The sequence below is a fragment of the Rhodohalobacter sp. genome, from assembly GCF_034521535.1.
Taxonomy (GTDB): domain Bacteria; phylum Bacteroidota; class Rhodothermia; order Balneolales; family Balneolaceae; genus Rhodohalobacter.
Window position 1 is genome coordinate 13,469 of sequence record NZ_JAXHMF010000007.1, and the last position, 16,068, is coordinate 29,536.

Annotated in this window: 17 protein-coding genes; 4 read left to right on the forward strand and 13 right to left on the reverse strand. The window is 44.5% G+C overall.

Annotation, left to right across the window (positions count from 1 at the left end; genetic code table 11):
• Window positions 1-9: 9 nt before the first annotated feature.
• Both U5K35_RS16890 and U5K35_RS16895 read right to left on the reverse strand, forming a co-directional pair.
• Complete coding sequence (locus tag U5K35_RS16890) at window positions 10-1,242, reverse strand: pyridoxal phosphate-dependent aminotransferase family protein (protein WP_322572693.1); 1,233 nt, start codon at window positions 1,240-1,242, stop codon at window positions 10-12.
• Between the two features lie 149 nt (window positions 1,243-1,391).
• Window positions 1,392-2,300 (reverse strand): aldo/keto reductase, encoded by a 909-nt coding sequence (locus U5K35_RS16895; protein ID WP_322572694.1) that lies wholly within the window; start codon window positions 2,298-2,300, stop codon window positions 1,392-1,394.
• Between the two features lie 144 nt (window positions 2,301-2,444).
• On the opposite strand from U5K35_RS16895, the gene U5K35_RS16900 reads away from it, so the two are divergent.
• A complete protein-coding gene (locus tag U5K35_RS16900; RefSeq protein WP_322572695.1) occupies window positions 2,445-2,639 on the forward strand; it encodes a hypothetical protein in 195 nt (64 codons plus the stop codon).
• On the opposite strand, the gene U5K35_RS16905 is transcribed toward U5K35_RS16900, so the two are convergent.
• The 6 genes from U5K35_RS16905 to U5K35_RS16930 all read right to left on the reverse strand — a co-directional run bounded on the left by U5K35_RS16905 (window position 2,633) and on the right by U5K35_RS16930 (window position 8,890).
• Window positions 2,633-3,532: a diacylglycerol kinase family protein gene (locus tag U5K35_RS16905; protein WP_322572696.1), complete on the reverse strand. Its 900-nt coding sequence runs from the start codon at window positions 3,530-3,532 to the stop codon at window positions 2,633-2,635. The genes U5K35_RS16900 and U5K35_RS16905 overlap by 7 nt on opposite strands.
• Window positions 3,533-3,813: 281 nt before the next feature.
• Window positions 3,814-4,878, reverse strand: coding sequence for an SAM hydroxide adenosyltransferase (locus U5K35_RS16910; protein ID WP_322572697.1), 1,065 nt, complete (start codon window positions 4,876-4,878; stop codon window positions 3,814-3,816).
• Window positions 4,875-5,528, reverse strand: coding sequence for a DsbA family protein (locus U5K35_RS16915; RefSeq protein WP_322572698.1), 654 nt, complete (start codon window positions 5,526-5,528; stop codon window positions 4,875-4,877). The genes U5K35_RS16910 and U5K35_RS16915 overlap by 4 nt, the downstream gene beginning before the upstream one ends.
• Window positions 5,518-7,101, reverse strand: coding sequence for a cation:proton antiporter family protein (locus U5K35_RS16920; protein WP_322572699.1), 1,584 nt, complete (start codon window positions 7,099-7,101; stop codon window positions 5,518-5,520). The genes U5K35_RS16915 and U5K35_RS16920 overlap by 11 nt, the downstream gene beginning before the upstream one ends.
• A 53-nt stretch (window positions 7,102-7,154) precedes the next feature.
• On the reverse strand, window positions 7,155-7,829 hold the full coding sequence (locus U5K35_RS16925; protein WP_322572700.1) for an alpha/beta hydrolase: 675 nt from the start codon (window positions 7,827-7,829) through the stop codon (window positions 7,155-7,157).
• Window positions 7,830-7,951: 122 nt separating this feature from the next.
• Window positions 7,952-8,890, reverse strand: coding sequence for a ring-cleaving dioxygenase (locus U5K35_RS16930; protein ID WP_322572701.1), 939 nt, complete (start codon window positions 8,888-8,890; stop codon window positions 7,952-7,954).
• An 80-nt stretch (window positions 8,891-8,970) separates the two neighbouring features.
• Between U5K35_RS16930 and U5K35_RS16935 the strand changes: the two genes are divergently transcribed.
• The gene (locus U5K35_RS16935) at window positions 8,971-9,729 is read left to right on the forward strand and encodes a patatin-like phospholipase family protein (protein WP_322572702.1); all 759 of its coding nucleotides are present in this window, start codon (window positions 8,971-8,973) and stop codon (window positions 9,727-9,729) included.
• A 102-nt stretch (window positions 9,730-9,831) separates the two neighbouring features.
• On the opposite strand, the gene U5K35_RS16940 is transcribed toward U5K35_RS16935, so the two are convergent.
• Complete coding sequence (locus U5K35_RS16940; protein ID WP_322572703.1) at window positions 9,832-10,266, reverse strand: hypothetical protein; 435 nt, start codon at window positions 10,264-10,266, stop codon at window positions 9,832-9,834.
• Between the two features lie 289 nt (window positions 10,267-10,555).
• Complete coding sequence (locus tag U5K35_RS16945) at window positions 10,556-11,557, reverse strand: endonuclease/exonuclease/phosphatase family protein (RefSeq protein WP_322572704.1); 1,002 nt, start codon at window positions 11,555-11,557, stop codon at window positions 10,556-10,558.
• Window positions 11,558-11,670: 113 nt separating this feature from the next.
• Here U5K35_RS16945 and U5K35_RS16950 point away from each other — a divergent pair, with 113 nt between their 5' ends.
• Window positions 11,671-12,798, forward strand: coding sequence for a M48 family metallopeptidase (locus tag U5K35_RS16950; protein WP_322572705.1), 1,128 nt, complete (start codon window positions 11,671-11,673; stop codon window positions 12,796-12,798).
• Window positions 12,773-12,976 (forward strand): M48 family metalloprotease, encoded by a 204-nt coding sequence (locus U5K35_RS16955; RefSeq protein ID WP_322572706.1) that lies wholly within the window; start codon window positions 12,773-12,775, stop codon window positions 12,974-12,976. The genes U5K35_RS16950 and U5K35_RS16955 overlap by 26 nt, the downstream gene beginning before the upstream one ends.
• Before the next feature lie 7 nt (window positions 12,977-12,983).
• On the opposite strand, the gene U5K35_RS16960 is transcribed toward U5K35_RS16955, so the two are convergent.
• From U5K35_RS16960 to U5K35_RS16970, 3 genes are all read right to left on the reverse strand, one after another.
• A complete protein-coding gene (locus U5K35_RS16960; protein ID WP_416221661.1) occupies window positions 12,984-14,381 on the reverse strand; it encodes an FAD-binding oxidoreductase in 1,398 nt (465 codons plus the stop codon).
• A gap of 90 nt (window positions 14,382-14,471) precedes the next feature.
• Window positions 14,472-15,287, reverse strand: coding sequence for a class I SAM-dependent methyltransferase (locus U5K35_RS16965; RefSeq protein WP_322572708.1), 816 nt, complete (start codon window positions 15,285-15,287; stop codon window positions 14,472-14,474).
• Between the two features lie 197 nt (window positions 15,288-15,484).
• Complete coding sequence (locus U5K35_RS16970; protein WP_322572709.1) at window positions 15,485-16,048, reverse strand: OsmC family protein; 564 nt, start codon at window positions 16,046-16,048, stop codon at window positions 15,485-15,487.
• Window positions 16,049-16,068: the final 20 nt, after the last annotated feature.

Genomic DNA, 16,068 nt, shown 5'->3' on the forward strand with positions numbered 1-16,068 from the left:
AAAGCCGGTTTAATCCGCCGTTACAGCTTCGCCGGCTTCTTTGAACACGAGAGGCTTGATCGCTTCAAAAGCCTTTAATGTTTTTTCAATGTGTTCATCGGTATGACCTGCCATAGGGATTAAGCGCAGAAGCACTACTCCTTTAGGTACCACAGGATAAGCAACACCGCTTACAAATACACCGTGCTCTTCACGCATCTCGCGCATTATCGTCTGTGCCAAATCCGTGCTTCCCTCAGTTAGAACGGGAGTAACAGGACTTTCTGAAGGCAGTACATTATATCCGAGATCAACTAAACCCGAGCGAAGCTTTCTGGTGTTTTCCCAAAGCTGCTCTCTCCATTGGGGATTTTCCCGAATCAATTTGATTCGCTCCCTGGCTGATACAACAATGGGCATCGGCAGAGATTTTGCAAAAATCTGACTCCTTGTATTTGCTTTAAGAAACTCGATAACTCTCGGTTCAGCAGCGACAAAAGCGCCAATCAGTGCTACAGCTTTCGCGAATGTGCCAAAATAGATATCAATTCCCTCGTGGCAGCCAAGCTGTGTACCGGCACCGGAACCGTCATGGCCCAGTGTGCCAAATCCGTGCGCATCATCAACCAAAAGTCTGAAAGGATATTTCTCTTTTAGTGCGATAATCTCTTTGAGCTTTCCAAGATCACCCGTCATCCCGAAAACGCCTTCGGTTACAACAAGAATTGAGGAATTGGGTTTCATTTTTTTGGAAGCCCGTTTTAGCTGTTTCTCCAGGCTCTCCATGTCATTGTGTTTAAACACGGATTTCTCGGACATCGCCAGCTGTTTGCCGTCTACAATGCAGGCGTGGCTCAACTCATCATAAATGAGGAAATCGTTTCTGTCTACCAGAGCATGAATTACGCTCATGATCCCCTGATAGCCGTAATTAAGAAGAAGCGCCTTGGGTTTGTGGATAAAATCTGCAAGCTCACGTTCGAGCGCTTCGTGTTCGTCGGAGTTACCGGTCATCAGGCGGGCACCCATTGGCGCACTAAGCCCATACTTTTCGGCAGCTTTTTTATCTGTTTCCCTGATGTGAGGATGATTCCCGACGCTGAGATAATCATTTACGCTCCACACCACAACATCCTTTCCATTAAACTTCATCTCAGGTCCGATGGGACCTTCCAGTTTCGGAAATGTGTAGTAGCCGTAGCCGTTTGTAGTGAACTCGCCAAGTGGGCCGGGTCGGGTTTCTAGCTTGTCAAATAAATCCATATAGAATGAGGTTTCAGCGGGAAATTTTTAAGACCCGATAAATTATTTAAAAGTAGATGATTTTGATTATGTCCAATCAACAATCCATTGAATCTAATGAAAAAAGGTGTTTGAAAACAAACATCAACCAAAGTTATTGCAAATCTTGATTAAGCCACATCGTGTCCCCGCACGGCTCTGAGCAGTTCAAACCAATCCTGCCGTTCAAGTTGCAGCTTCATTGAAGTTACTGCTGAGACTATACGCTCTCTGTTACCGGTTCCTAAAATCGGAATTGGATTTGCAGGATTTCTTAGAATCCAGGAAAGAGCGATTTGATCAGGCGAGGCATCATATTTTTCGGATAATTGGTGCAAGGAGTGCCGTATGCGTCCCGCTATTTCTGAATCCTCGTGAAAAATCCTGCCACCGGCTAAAGGTGACCAGATCATTGGCTTATACTCCATTTTCTGCGCCTGGTTAAAGGTTCCATCATAAATTGGATTTATGTGCATGAGCGAGTATTCAACCTGATTGGTCACCAGCGGAATATCTAACTTACTTTGCAGCAGGTCAAACTGAGAAGGCGTGAAATTGGAGACTCCTACATAGTTTACCTTTCCGCTTTCTTGCAATGACATCAAACATTCTGCGACCTCTGAGTAATTCATTAGCGGATCGGGGCGGTGGATGAGCAGAAGGTCTACGTACTCTGTGTTTAAATTCCGGAGAGAGTTATCAACGGATTGCCGGATGTACTCAGCCGTGGTGTTGTAGTGTTTGATTCTATTCTCAGGCCTGTTTTCGGTAGTCAGACAGATTCCGCATTTTGAAATCAGCTCAATATTTTCTCTCAGGTCAGGCCTCTCTTTGATGATTTCACCAAAGATCGCCTCATTTTGATAACCTCCATAAATATCCGCATGATCAAAACTTGTAATACCCTGTTCAATGCAAAATTCTACGAAATCTATTCGATCAGGGAGTGAGAGGTTCCAGTCGTGAAGGCGCATCATGCCGGCAACCAGCGGTGATAGAAAAGGGCCTTGTGGGTGAATCTTCAGTTTTTTTGTAGCCATTATAAAAGGATTGATAAAATTCGTAACTGTTTGTATTGAATTAAATTGCTAATATTTATGTTGATATGATTGTCAGATATTTAGTTTGACTTATTTACATTTTCTCCCATTTTAAAGAGCATTAATGAAATAAAACATACTATCATGGCCGATGAAGAAAAATATGAGGATATGATTGAGAATCCTACAAAACATCAACTAAAAGCTATTCACCACGCTCGTGAACGTGCCTGCATTGATGCGATGAAATCCTCATCATCAAAAAATCCACACAACAAAGGTTCTGACCTGGCAGGTCTATGGAATTACGTGTATGAAGAGTATCTGGAAATTCAATAACCGGTAATCACCTTTAACGCTCCCGGTACAATACGGATATTTAACACTTTGATATCCGATCCGATATGCTCCCCGTCAGCATGCACCGTAACCGGTTGATCGGACTTTACTTCAATTTTACGGACCAGTTCAGACTTTAACTCTTTCATCCACTTTTTGGGACCCCATCTGAAGAATGGCAGATAGAAGAGAATTCTGATAAAGGATATTTTTCCGATGGTAATGAAGTTGATCAATCCATCCTTTAAATCTGCTTCAGGTGCCAGGTAAAACTTCCCACCTTCCCATTTACCGTTGCAGGCCGTCATCATGACCAGTTTCTGTCTTATAGTCTGATCATCTACCGTCAATTCCACAGAAGTACCTCGAAAGTTCCAAGCTGCTTTTATGGCTCCGATTACATAAACAATAGGCCCGGTTAACCACTTGTATGATTTTGAGTAGTAATTGGCTAAACCGTCGAGTCCCATTCCCAATGTATTTGCACACCAGCCTTCGGCATCACCGGTAAATTGAATCAAATCAAGCGGTATGGCTTCCTTCGATTCAAGAATATCAAAACATTGAATCAGGGAACAGTTTACCTGAATAGCTTTTGCGAAATCATTTCCGGTACCGATTGGCAGTACGCCGAGAATGGCATCTGTTTCTGCCAAACCGTTCACAACGCTGTTTACCGTTCCATCGCCGCCACATGCAACAACAATGTCAAATTGATCGGATTTAATTCTGGCCAGGTCAGCTACCGAGTCCTCGGGCTTTATGGTGACCACTTCAAATGTGGTCCATCTCGCTTCCGCTTCTTTTTGGATGGATCGGGAAAGTAATTTAGGATCCTTTCTCCCTGCGGCAGGATTCAGCAGAAAACAGATGGATAAACGGCTTTTTTTCATAGTTGGATACTAAGCCAAATCAGATAAAATAAGAAGTGAAAATTTATCCCGGTTTATTCACCAAGAAATTTGATTGTGAACAAGGCGAAGTGGAAATAGTGACGGAAGGGTACTGAAGTACCCTGAGTAAGCTATTTTCATTTTAACGCCGGGCACAGTAAAATTTCGCAGCTAAAGCTCACACCTAAATTTTGGAAGCTCAATAAATCATATAGATAAATGCATAGCAATATTATAACCCTTGATAATATACTTCTTCGTGAATAATCCGGGGTAAGAGATTATTTTGGTTGCACTTTAACTTCATCACCAATATTTACATTTGCCGTATTCGCGGCATGACCGTAATTGCGTGCTACAAGTATATGATCGTTTGCATGCGGGAAAGCTATCCATCGGCCCTCCTCAACATCTCCGTAAGACTCTCCATAAAACACATCCCGTTGTTGTCCGTCAATTTCCATAATAAAATGTTGCCCCTGTTCAATACCAACCTCGGCAAACTCATCAGGGTGAAACCCAAGTTCCAGATTCCCGAAATACCGGTCAATATTTGTTATTTGATTGATAATTGAGCCGTTTTCGTACACTGTTCGGGTATTTCGTTCAGGGACAGATCGTGTGCCATCGGTGATCATAGAATAATTTCCGGATTCAATCCACGAGATAAGATCTTTCAGAGCATCATATCGTTCAACGTGGTTCACATTAACGTGACCCGGACGTAAAAGCGGTCTGAGCATTGGTTTTACCGGCGCATTCTCTGCCTTGGCCGCATAGGCTATTGGATCGTCCAGCTCTGTCAAATTACTCATCAAAACGGCCGGAATCTCCGGTTCAGCTCTGAGATACGATTCGGACGCAGGATCGTTCAATTCAACAAAAGCTCCCAGCGCAATTACGCCGTCTGCTATTTCAGGACTCTCTTCAGCGATTTGTAAAACCAAAGTACCCGCAGTGGACTCACCTTCCAGGATGGTAAGCTCAATCGAACCGATGTTGGTTTGAATCCAATTCTTTAATTCACGAATTGACTCTGTGTACGTTTCGTGATCTGCACCATTTCCGGTTGACGCCGTTCGGGCTATGATCCAGCCATCAGCTAGCAAGGATTGATAGAATGGATCGTCAGGATCAAGATTGGCTTCATGAGGTGCCTCTGCCGGACGCCAGCCGTGAACGTGAAAAAAGACCTTATTGCCTGTCCGGTTTTCGGGAACGGCCACTTTATACGGTGATTCATTGATTTCACCTTCAAACAGCTCAAAGCTTGCTTGGGCATCCGAGGAATTAGGAAAGGCTGACAGAAGAAACAGCGAAAGAAGGAACAGTAGTAATCTTTTCATGAACTCATTTTTTCGATGTTGCGGATGAGATGGTGAAGGTGAGATTCGACGGTGTCGTACGGCCGGTATCCTTTTGACATCAAACCTGTGTCGTTGCCAATTTCGAGCAGAAGTGTCGGAAATGCAGAAGCGTTGTTTTGATGAACCCAATCAAATTGATCACGGGTTATTTTCTCAATCTCATCACTTGTAAATACGGCCTCAAACTCAGCCGGATCAATAGAAAAATCTTCAAGAATTGACAGATATGTATCCAGTTTGTTAAGGTCCTTTCCATTGCTGAAAATAGCTGATTGCATGGCACCTGCAAACTGCAATGCCTGCACCGGTGCTAAACGGTTAACGGCATTTTGCGCTTTACAGCCCGGCAGTGAGTCATAGATGTAGGTGCCGTCTTCTGCGAGTTGCACAAACGGTTTGCCAAACTTTACATCGGTTTTGTCTTCTACAATCTTTAGTGAATCCCGGATATAGTCGTATCCCTCTGAGATTGGCTGAGCATTCTCATCAATAGCCAATCCGCCGGGTATAACCCGAATATTGAGTTGATCCTTAAAACGCTTGGCTATTTTATCTATCACGGGGTGGAATCCGTAACACCAGCCGCAGAGCGGATCGTAAACGTAAACCAGAGTTATTTTACTGTTCATCGTCTTTGGGTGTCTTAACTTTCAGGTCAATGTGAGTTGGAATTTTATCATTTTCTGCACTTAACTCCGCAAGCTTCTCACCGGCTTCTTTGATCGGTATGGATACCGCACTTGCCCCGGCTTTTTGCATAATCTCCGCTTCCTCTTCGCGCATGGTGAGTACATAAATTAATCCCTCAAATCTGAGTGTTCGCAATGTTCTTGTCGCGTTTTCTTTTACATCCTGATTACCCATGGCAATCATAACAGATTTGATTTTGCCGAGATCGATGTTTGTCCAGAGATCTGTATCCTGGATATCACCGTAAACCACACGTCGGCCAGACTCAAGGTTATGTTGAATTCTGTCCGGGTCGATATCCATGCCAACAACCGGTTTCCCCTGTTCTTTGAGCTTGTCATAGGCGGCTCGTCCGGCATTTCCCATTCCAACAATCAGATATTCCGCAGACCCGAGCGAAACAGCCTGGTGTTCGGGATGCTTGCCCTCCCGCTCAAACTTGAGGAGAAAATCTTCCCACTTCTTCCATATTTTTTCTTCGTTGATAGAAATGGGCGCGTTAATCGCATACGATATAGCTGTAATCAAACCTAAAATGACCATGGTTGATTCAGGTATGAACCCATTTTGACTCGCAACCGCTCCGGCGATCAGTGTGAATTCACTGAATGCGGTTAGCGAAATGGAGGCGAGATATCCGGTACGCGCACGGTATTTAAATACCATGAAAAAGAGATAGAAGAATGCTGTTTTAACGGGTAGAAAGAGAAGAACGACGATGATGTAATAGTAATCAGAAAAAGATGGAAATCCGGTGAGTCCCACATCCAGAAAAAAGCCCACCAAAAATGCTTCTTTCACACCCCACATCTTCTTTCCTATTTGATCGGCCCGTTCATCTGATGCCAATAGCATACCGGCGCCCAATGCACCAAGCTCTCCTGACAAGTTGAAATATTCAAAAAGTGAAGCACCGCCAAGAGCCAGTGCAAGCCCGAAAAGCATCCACACCTCATCTTCATCGATGAAACCCAGCAGTTTGATTAACAGAGGGTGAAAAAGAGGAATAGCTAAAATCGAAAGACCCCAAATTGAGGGCATTCCTCCACCTGTGTATGCAATAATTGCGATAGCAACCAGATCTTGAATAATCAGAATTCCGATTGCAGCACGTCCATATAACGCGCCGAGCTCATTTCTTCTCTCCAGATTTTTGGCAGTAAGTACGGTACTGGAAAAACCAAGCGTGATGGAGATAATAATTGCAGCTTCAAGGCCATATCCAAAAAAAAGCGATATGGGGGTAAAAATAGCGGTCGAAATGATTAAATGAGCCACTCCAATTCCAAGAATATCATATCGAATAATATTCTTGAGGCGAATATGGAGCCCAACCGTAAAGAGAAGGAAAAGAACACCAAGGTGAGCTATTTCATCAAGCATTTCCCCACCCTCATATCCAAAGGCCGCAAGTGTTAAACCGGCAGCCAAGTATCCTACAAGAGGAGGTAGATGAATTCTTGAAGCCGCAAATCCCAGTAGAAATGCGACACCGATCCAGATTATGTCCATTTAGTTAGCTCTATTGGTGATTCTTTGAATTCGGATTCTGAATATAAGAATGTTTATCTGCTTTCTATGGCGTTAATTATTTTTTGAGCCTCTTCTATTTCATCCCGTATGATTGTGTGTCCCATGGCGGGGTAGATCTTTTTGGTGACATCGGCTCCAAGTTTCTGCATGACCGCCGCACTCTCTTCAACTCGTTCTACCGGGATATGTGCATCGTTATCCGAGCATCCGACAAAATAGGGCGTTCCCTCCAGCGAACCTTCGTAGTTGTCAGGGTTTATTGAATCACCGTTCCCGATCATGCCGCCGCTGAATGCGATGAGTCCGCCGTATCTGGCGGGATGACGTGCCACAAACTCACTTGCAAGACAGGCGCCTTGCGAAAAGCCGAGAATAATAATGTTCTCTTTTGGAATTCCTTTCTCTTCGAGATCTGTAACAATGTTAAAGATCGCCTGAAGTCCTGACGATATCCCGGGTTCGTTTCTCTCTGATGGAGCCATGAATGAGTTTGGATACCACGTGTTGCCGGAGGCTTGAGGTGCTGCGAGGTGAAAACCTTCAGTATCGAGCTCGTGCTTTAGCGTTAATATACTTGGGGCCGTTGCACCGCGTCCATGAATCATAATGATGGCGCCGGTTGCATTTTCCGGTGCTTCGCCATCTGTAGCAACCGCTGTTTTTTGATGCGGTCCCTGAAATGGATTTTCTCTGCTTGCTATAAACATGTTCATTTGATGATTTAAATTTAGTGAATTGTAATTCCCCTCTTGAGAGGGGAAAGAGTGTTGAGCGTTCAGCGAAACAATCAGGGGTGTGTTTTGAAATCTTATTTACATCTCGAAAATTCTCAATCTGTCTTCAACTCCGGCAGTCGAGCTTCGATTTCATCCCTGTGCTTTTCAAACCAGGCGGGAAGCTTTAGATTTTCTCCGAGCTCATCAAAAGGCTCATCCACGTCAAACCCGGGAATATCGGTTGCAATTTCAAACAGAACTCCGCCGGCTTCCCGGAAGTAGATCGATCTGAAATAGTCACGGTTTTTAACAGGTGTGATCTGAAATCCCATTTTCCGGATCTTTTCTCTCCACTCCGCCTGTGCTTCGTCATCAGGTACACGAAACGCGATGTGGTGAATAGAGCCTCTTCCAAACCGGCCGTTTAAATTGGGTTCAGCTTTCAGGTCTACATAACGTCCTAAATTGCTGTCCGGTTCAGATGAATAACGGGTCAGTTCATTTTCCTCTCCCTCGTTACTCCAGCCCATCTCAGCCAGAAGTTCGCCGGTTCGGCCAATGTCGCGCAAGCTTAGTGTTGTCCCAAAAAATCCGCGAATAGCGTGTTGATCCTCCACTCCGCCGTACCCCTTGGTTTGATTGTCATCAACCTTGGAATCTGCTACCAGCTCAATGTTCATTCCGTCATTATCCGTCAGCGGAAGATGCTTGAACCCAAATTGATTGAATAAATCCCCGGTTTTGATGTTCAGTTTTTTAAATCGATCTGACCAATAATCCAATGAATTGCCGGGAACAGCATACTGCACAGCAGTAGCTTCGCCTTTATTGGGCTGACCATCTACAACATGCTGCCACGGGAAGAACGTGATGGCGCTTCCGGGTTCTGCATTGTGATTACCATAATAGAGGTGGTAGGTAAATGGATCATCAAAATTGATCGTTTTTTTGATAAACCGAAGCCCTAACTTATTTCTGTAGAAGTTAAAATTATCTTGGGGTGGCCCTGACACAGCAGTTATATGGTGCAGGCCTTTGATCAATTGTGCCATAGTGAGTTTCTGATTTTTCTTTTTTATCTGAACACAAGATAATCAAAAATAGTTCAACATTAAACTAAATGAGTTTCGGTATGAATGACACTAAATTCGAAAAGCTTGGAATCGCTTTAGGCGGTGGTGCAGCACTGGGAGCGGCCCATGTGGGCGTACTGAAAGCTCTGTTTGAAAAGGGAATCAAGCCGGAATTTATATCGGGTACCAGTATTGGGGCGTTCGTGGCAGCACACATCGCGTTTGGTACATCAATTGAAAATTTGGAAGAGATTTCCACCGAACTGGACTGGCTCGATATCACCGGATTTAAACTATCGAAACTGGGAATTTTGAGCAATGACCGACTGGGTAAAAGCATTCTCGATCAGCTGGGAAAAGTAAACATTGAAGATGCAGAAATACCGCTGAGTATGATTGCAACGGATATATCCACGGGAAAAAAAGTGGTGTTGAATAAAGGCCCGCTTTACAAAGCCGTAATGGCCAGTACCTGTTTGCCGGGTGTTTTTGTACCGGTTGAATGGGATGATATGCTTTTGGTGGATGGCGTACTGTGTGAAAATATTCCGGTGAGTCCGTTACGTGAGATGGGGGCCAAAGATATCATTGCTGTGGACTTGACAACCAATCGCAAATACAAGCGCCCGGATGACATCGTGGATCTATTGGTGAATACATTTGATATCGGCCTGAATAACATGATCAAACAGCAAATCGATGATGACAAAATCTTGATGATACAGCCAAAACTGAGCGCATTCAACAAAGCCGATACCAGTCAGACTGAAAAACTGATTGAAGAGGGGTATGAGGCGGCGATCGATGTTTTAGAGTAAGATCAACTCATAAATATGAGAAAAGAGATATGACAAGTGCTGAATTTTTAGTGAAATTCATGCAAAATAAAATTTAACACCTGCCATATTTTTCATTACAGTTTAAAAATAGAAAGCAAAACCAAGTTTAACGGAAATATATTCTGTTTCAGCTAATTCATCATTTCCATATCCAACGCTAAAATTAAAGCGTTCGAGTAAAAAGCCTGCTGCAGCTTCATAAAACAATCCTTCCGCGTCATCAGTACCGTCAGAATAACTTTCAAAACGATAGCCTAGCCTGGGTGCGATGTAAAAGTTTGATGAGTATTTATCCCCTAATAGTGTAATCATATAACCACCTCTAAGACCAAAACCAGATGTATTGTCAGTACTTTTAAACAGCGCATCTAATTCATAGCTGTTGGCAGATATCCCTACCGTTAATGATTCGATTTCAGGGATATATCCCAAATTGAGAAGAGCATCCTGAGCTTTTGCGGGTTTCGTGCAGATAAAGAGAACGAACAACAGAGTAATGTAGATGAGATTTTTCATAGTTATAGGGAAATTAATTTTAAGTAAATATAAGAGTGAACACAGAATCAGATAGCCGTATCTGAAAACTTAATCGTAAGAGGATATAAAAAAAGTTTGGTACTCTGTATTAAAAGTTCCCAATCAAATAGTTAATTGTACTGATATTAAACCCTATATAATCTTAAATAAGATATTTACAGGTTTACATTCTCCGAGATATAAAGCTGTGACAATTATTTGTATAGATGTGACTTCAAATCACAAATTAACAGACTCGATAAAAATTCTATTTCCTCGAGAACAGCTGCTATTTTGTGGTTATAAAACGGGCAATAACCGGCAGGTGATCGCTGATCTTTCTCATGGATTGGGTGTCGAGCGGTGTGAGGACCCGGGACGATCCCTCCACAAGACTCTCCATCATTTGATCGTTTGGCAGAACGTAATCCAGCTGCCGGGTGGGATCATCAGCGGGATGTGTGAGGCTTTCCACATCGGCGAGTGGGTCCACAAACCTGACATCGGTTCCTTCTCCCATCAAAAGAGAATATTCCGGATCTCCGGGCTGCATATTCAGGTCTCCTGTAAAGAGAATCATTGCGTCAGGATCCCTGGAGAGAATTCCGCTATAGTGCGATCTGAGCAGATTTACCTGGCCCATGCGCCATCCTTCGTTACGGTCTCCGCGGCCGGCCTTCAGGTGCACTCCGGTCAGCGTAAATGTGTAATCCGGGTTCACAAGAACATCAACCGATACCATCCGGTTATTCGTAAAATGCTGGCGGGCCTGTTCTCCTTCATCAGTCAATTGCCCCTCGATTGGAGTTGAGATGTTGGCATAGCTGTAGAGGATGCCGAGCGGCAGACGGCTCATGATGACCACATTCATATACCAGTCACTGCTCTCCCGCCCGGTAAAAAGCCGGTATCCCTGCTGTTCAAAGTGCTCGTCAGCTAGTAGAGATGCATAGGCCGCACTCTCTATCTCCTGGAAAACAATGATGTCTGCATCGATCTTCTCAATAGCATAGGCAAGCAGTGCGCGGCGTTCGTCAAGCCCTTCGCCCGGGTTGTTTTCGCGTTCATTATCTATGTATGGATTGTCGTAATCATCTACAAAATGTTCCAGGTTCCAGGTAACAACCGAAATAGTGTCAAACTCGGCCGGATCATACCATTCGGGAATCATGACGGAATCCCATGGATCCGAATTGTAGGCAGTGGTTGTCTGAGAGGACTTCTGCATGGTGCCGCACGAAACCAGCAGAATTAAAGATGAGATTGTAACCAGGGATCTGAGTAAATGCATACCTATTGATTTAAATAAAATTGTACGAGAAGGTCAGAATTTGTGAGATGGGGCGCAAATAAAGATTAAACGAATGCACTGAATCCGGTCTGACAGAAAAAAGCGAAAAGCCGGTGATAATCGTTATCTTTGTTCCACTTTGCAGACAAACGTTTAACATTGCTGAGAAATACGATTTTTCATATATGAATATCTACACCATCATTATTTTGGCGGCCATCCTGATCGATTTTACGCTGGAGATTATATCAAACCGGCTGAACCTGAAAGCCCTCTCCAAAGATCTACCGGATGAATTTGAGGATGTATACGATGAGGAGACCTATGCGAAATCGCAGGAGTACACGAAAGTGCGAACAAAGTTCGGATTTCTAACCGGGACCATCGACGTGTTGTTATTACTTGGTTTCTGGTTTGCCGGCGGGTTTAACTGGCTCGATCAGTGGGCGAGGGGATTCGAATTTGGAGTGATCGGCACAGGCCTGATTTTTATAGGAGCACTGGTTCTGGGTAAAATGATCATATCAATGCCGTTCGGAATCTACTCCACTTTTGTGATTGAAGAGCGATTTGGATTCAATAAAACCACACCGGGCACTTTTGTCATGGATCGGCTGAAAGGATTGTTGCTATCTGTATTAATAGGTGCGCCACTGCTGGCTGGGATCATCGCCTTTTTTGAGTACGGAGGCCCGTGGGCCTGGGTATACGCGTGGCTTGCAGTCACCGCATTCTCACTGATTATGCAGTACGTTGCACCCACCTGGATTATGCCGCTGTTCAACAAGTTTGAACCGCTTGAAGACGGAGAGCTTCGTCAGGCTATTGAAGAATATGCGGAAAGCGTCAACTTCCCACTGCAGGGCGTTTATGTGATGGACGGTTCAAAAAGATCATCAAAATCCAATGCATTTTTTACCGGTTTTGGAAAGAATAAACGCATAGCCCTGTTTGATACGCTGATTGAAAAGCATACTACCGAAGAGCTGGTGGCGGTATTGGCTCACGAGATCGGCCACTACAAGAAGAAACACATCATCAAGAATATGGGCATCTCGATTCTGCATACCGGAATTATGTTTGCGCTGCTATCCATATTCCTGCAGGTGCCGGCACTATTTGATGCCTTCTTTATGGATCAGATGAGTGTCTACGCGGGGCTTCTGTTTCTTTGGCTTACTCTATTCACCTATCGAAACGATTTTGGGGATAGGAATGCAGGTGCTGAGTCGAAAGCATGAATATGAAGCTGATCGCTTTGCTGCAACAACCGTCGAAAACAGGGAGGCGATGATTGAGGCCTTGAAAAAACTGTCGAAAGACAACCTCAGCAATCTGACACCTCACCCGTTTTACGTATTTCTGAACTACTCCCATCCTCCGGTTTTACAGAGGGTAGAGGCGATGCGAGAAATTTAGCAGTTTATTACGCAGGCTCAATATTCTGATTGACGTGGAAGAAATTATCGGGGTCATACTTCGATTTGATTTTCCGCAGTCTTTCATAATTTTCACCATATGTAGCCTTGATGCGGTCTTGACCTTCCTCCATCATAAAATTGATGTATGCTCCACCCATAGTATATGGATGAATGGCTTCCCAGTAACTTCGTGCCCATAACTTTATTTTTTCCGCATTAGCCGGATCAGGATCTACACCCGCGATAACCATCGACCAGGTTGCATCGCGTTGGTCCCATGCGGTATCTGATTTTCCAACATCATGGGCTGCCCCATTAACGGGATAGAGGTGCATGGTGGAATGTGTGGTAGGTACTTCGGCGAATTGGGCATGTTTCTGAATCGCTTCATCACTCAGCTCTTTAACAAAATCCCCTTTCCAATACCACTGCAGGCCTTTAGGATAGAGTCCGTCAAATAAACTTTGAAGTGCGGGATAATCCATTTTACCTGTGAATTCGAAAATCGGTTTTGCAACATTTCGCGCCTCTTTAGTTGCTTTGTTGAACTGCTCTTCATCTCCGGTAGAGCACCAAAGCAGTCCGCACACTTTATCACCGTGAATTTCTTCGGGGAACGGATCTCCCGGCGGAACTTCAGCTACGAGAAAGAAAGCATAGATATCCTCCGGCTGATTTTTCAGCCAGTTTCGGTACCATTTCATGGCGGATTCGAGCTCACTAAGTTTCCAGAACATGGGTCCGCCAAAAACCTGATCCACAGGATGGAGTCTGAATTCAAATGATGTAACAACTCCGAAATTTCCGCCGCCACCGCGAATTGCCCAGAACAGATCAGGATTTTCATTTTCACTGGCGTGCACAAGCTGTCCGTCTGCAAGAACTACATCGGCGCTCAGCAGGTTGTCAATTGTCAGGCCGTATTTCCGGGTCAGGTATCCGTGTCCGCCTCCAAGTGTGAGTCCGCCAACACCCGTGGTTGAAATGACTCCACTCACTGTAGCAAGGCCAAACGCGTGTGTAGCGTGATCCACATCGCCCCATGTGCAGCCGGGCTCAACGCGAATGGTTTTTGCTTCCGGATTTACTCGCATTCCTTTCATTGGAGAGAGGTCTATCACAAAACCTTCATCAACCAACGCCAAGCCGGGACCATTATGGCCACCACCGCGAATAGCTGTTTCCAAATCATTTTCCCGTGTGAAGTTTACGGATGCAATCACATCAGCAATATTTTCACACTTCATGATAAACCGAGGGTGTTTATCTATCATTGCATTGTAGATACTTCGGGCTTCATCGTATTCATGGTCCTCCGGCTGGATTAGCTGACCACGTGTTTTGGCTTGAAATGCCTCAATTTTTTCTGAGTCTATGCTGGTGGAATTACTATTTCTTTTCATATACATTGAATGCTCCTGATTCTTATGTTCGTTGTTTTGATTATTTAAGATCCGGCTGCGTCTGAGAATCATTTGCAGCAGTTTTAGATGCTATTTCACTCCCTTTGCCACGACAAATTCCCCGGGTATTTTATAACCAGCTCCATTTTTATAGGGCTCGATCGACTCTAAATATTCACCGTGAACAATGTCTCTGGTTTCAGCATCAAATTTCTGATAAGCCAGAGCCACAGGCCCGCCGGCAAACGCCGCCATCAATGCGGTTTTTGAATCGGTATAGTTCAGTTTCACTTTAAATCGATGTACTTCAACATCGTTAAAACCGGCCTCTTGAAACGTAGTTTGCAATGCATTGCCCGTTCCCTGTTGGAAGAAGAGCGGACACACATCTGAGGCAACCTGCCTGTCTACAATTGGAAATATCTCAGCCCAGCCGCAGTTTTTTCGTTCACCCCAGATTGAAACAGCAGCAGTACCGCCCGGTTTTAGTAAACGGTGCATTTCTTTTAAACCTTTCAGCGGATAGGGGAAATACATCAGCCCAAGACAGCAGATTGCTTTATCAAACAACTCCTCATTAAATTGAAGCTGCTCAGCATCCATCCTGTGGAAGGTGATATTGTCTATTTTTAGCTTTTCAGATTCTTTCCTGGCTATATCAACCATCACCTCCGAAAGGTCAGTTGCCACTATTTTACCGTCTTTACCAACCCCTTTTGCTGCTCTGAAGGTGACAAGTCCGGTTCCGCAGGAAGTTTCCAATACTACCTCACCGGGCTGCAGATTAATCATTTCAAGAACTTTATCCTGTGCCGGTTTGAGCTGATCTTCCCAGGATTTATCGTAAAATTCAGCGGCTTTATTCCAGCCGTATCGCTGCACTCTTCGCTGTAATTGTGGTTCCATTTTAATTTAATTTTGAGTCTTGAGATTAGGACCTGTCAGCGTTTGAAAGATCCTGACAGCGTCCGGTAGAAAAATGTTATTGGAAATTTTATGACACAAAGTTTGTATTAACGCTAAGCGCCATGCGCATGGCGCTTAGCGCAAAACTCGTTGAATAAAATTTTGCCTATCAAATCAGACGCTGACAGGTCTTCAGCTTACTTGCTTTCCGAAGCTTTAGCGTAGGAGGGACTTTTCACCTTTTCCTTTTGCCTTTTCACTAAATTCACCTCCCGCTCAACCTCCACCGGCTGTTTAAAATCCATCAGTACCGGACTGTGGCTGTCGGCCTGTTCAATCACGTTCATGATCTCTTCTTCCGAAGCAGGGCTATCGATGTACACCTTGTATCTCAGGCCTTGATATCCGGGTTCAATGCCATCCAGCCCGTAGGCGCCGCGGGCGTCCACATCGGCTTCTACATCAACTTCGATGCCATCGATGGGAACATCCAAATATGCTGCCCACTTTGCATAGCCGATGGCGAGACAGCTTCCCAGCGCTCCCCTCTGTAAAACACTCGGGCCCGGCCCGGCATCATTGCCGCCCTCCATTTCACCGACGTCGGCGGTAAAAGTCCAGTGCTTATGTTCAATTTCACAGGTAGTTCCATTTCGAACCCGAACTTTTGTCGTAGTGGTATACTGCCCTTTCTCGGGTTTGATGGTTAGAAGTTTCTTTACTCGCTTGAAGGAGTTTTTCAGTGTTTCGGAATCAGACATATTGGTGGTTTATTTGTTGA

What these genes read in the sequence shown, in the direction of transcription:
- U5K35_RS16890 (WP_322572693.1), bottom strand. Translation starts at nt 1,242, where the DNA reads ATGGATTTATTTGACAAGCTAGAAACCCGACCCGGCCCACTTGGCGAG.
- U5K35_RS16895 (WP_322572694.1), bottom strand. Translation starts at nt 2,300, where the DNA reads ATGGCTACAAAAAAACTGAAGATTCACCCACAAGGCCCTTTTCTATCA.
- U5K35_RS16900 (WP_322572695.1), top strand. Translation starts at nt 2,445, where the DNA reads ATGGCCGATGAAGAAAAATATGAGGATATGATTGAGAATCCTACAAAA.
- U5K35_RS16905 (WP_322572696.1), bottom strand. Translation starts at nt 3,532, where the DNA reads ATGAAAAAAAGCCGTTTATCCATCTGTTTTCTGCTGAATCCTGCCGCA.
- U5K35_RS16910 (WP_322572697.1), bottom strand. Translation starts at nt 4,878, where the DNA reads ATGAAAAGATTACTACTGTTCCTTCTTTCGCTGTTTCTTCTGTCAGCC.
- U5K35_RS16915 (WP_322572698.1), bottom strand. Translation starts at nt 5,528, where the DNA reads ATGAACAGTAAAATAACTCTGGTTTACGTTTACGATCCGCTCTGCGGC.
- U5K35_RS16920 (WP_322572699.1), bottom strand. Translation starts at nt 7,101, where the DNA reads ATGGACATAATCTGGATCGGTGTCGCATTTCTACTGGGATTTGCGGCT.
- U5K35_RS16925 (WP_322572700.1), bottom strand. Translation starts at nt 7,829, where the DNA reads ATGTTTATAGCAAGCAGAGAAAATCCATTTCAGGGACCGCATCAAAAA.
- U5K35_RS16930 (WP_322572701.1), bottom strand. Translation starts at nt 8,890, where the DNA reads ATGGCACAATTGATCAAAGGCCTGCACCATATAACTGCTGTGTCAGGG.
- U5K35_RS16935 (WP_322572702.1), top strand. Translation starts at nt 8,971, where the DNA reads ATGAATGACACTAAATTCGAAAAGCTTGGAATCGCTTTAGGCGGTGGT.
- U5K35_RS16940 (WP_322572703.1), bottom strand. Translation starts at nt 10,266, where the DNA reads ATGAAAAATCTCATCTACATTACTCTGTTGTTCGTTCTCTTTATCTGC.
- U5K35_RS16945 (WP_322572704.1), bottom strand. Translation starts at nt 11,557, where the DNA reads ATGCATTTACTCAGATCCCTGGTTACAATCTCATCTTTAATTCTGCTG.
- U5K35_RS16955 (WP_322572706.1), top strand. Translation starts at nt 12,773, where the DNA reads ATGCAGGTGCTGAGTCGAAAGCATGAATATGAAGCTGATCGCTTTGCT.
- U5K35_RS16960 (WP_416221661.1), bottom strand. Translation starts at nt 14,381, where the DNA reads ATGAAAAGAAATAGTAATTCCACCAGCATAGACTCAGAAAAAATTGAG.
- U5K35_RS16965 (WP_322572708.1), bottom strand. Translation starts at nt 15,287, where the DNA reads ATGGAACCACAATTACAGCGAAGAGTGCAGCGATACGGCTGGAATAAA.
- U5K35_RS16970 (WP_322572709.1), bottom strand. Translation starts at nt 16,048, where the DNA reads ATGTCTGATTCCGAAACACTGAAAAACTCCTTCAAGCGAGTAAAGAAA.